Origin of the sequence: Brevibacterium sp. HMSC07C04, assembly GCF_001815905.1 — a bacterium.
Lineage (GTDB): Bacteria > Actinomycetota > Actinomycetes > Actinomycetales > Brevibacteriaceae > Brevibacterium.
In genome coordinates this window covers 1-726 of the sequence record NZ_KV823284.1, presented here as the reverse complement: position 1 = coordinate 726, position 726 = coordinate 1, and the positions used below count along the sequence as shown (strand labels likewise).

Annotated in this window: 1 pseudogene; it reads right to left on the bottom strand. The window is 57.0% G+C overall.

The window, feature by feature from the left end:
• Nucleotides 1-726, bottom strand: a pseudogene (locus tag HMPREF3162_RS11845) (alpha/beta fold hydrolase); the annotation flags it as partial.

Here is a 726-nt window from a genome sequence, read left to right as displayed (position 1 = left end):
TCAAAGCACGCGAAGCATCCCGCTCCTTATCCGACTGACACTCCGAAAACGGCATAGAAGCACCCACACCACGGGGATCAAAACCCACCATGTCGAAGTTCTCGGCAAGTTCTCGCTGGGCATTGGCCTGCAAGTCCGCCAGGCCTAAGCCCGCCCCACCGGGACCGCCGGGGTTCAACAGGATAGACCCTTGCGGCTTTTTATTCGGCGTGAACTTCACGCCGCCATCACCATCGTCCTTCAGCTTTCCAGCCTTGACGCGCTTGACCGCGATAGCGATGTTGCCCTTGTCTGGGTTCTTCGCATCAATCGGCGCAATCATGTAACCGCACTCAGGAGCACGCCCGAGCATGTCAACCATGTCAGCCGATTCTGCTTCACCGAGGGCTTCACAGTTCTTGGCAGACCAGTCAATCTTCTGACTGTAATACGCCTCCAAACCAGCAGGAACCTTACCGGCAGACTTACCACCAGGCTTCGGAGCAGGAATCTCATAACGGCCCTCGCCCTTCTTAAACAGCTTTTTGGCAAGCTCCGGATAATGCTCATCCGGCTTCGCAGCCTTCGCAGCATCCTTCTGACCAGACTTCTCAGAAGACTTGCCCTTCTGAGACTCAGCCTCTGAAGCATCCTCCTTAGGCTGACCAGACGGCCTATCCGAGGCAGACTCACCAGCCTCATCCGCGGGTTCATGGCTTGGACCAGCACTCGGTGATTCCGGTGCCG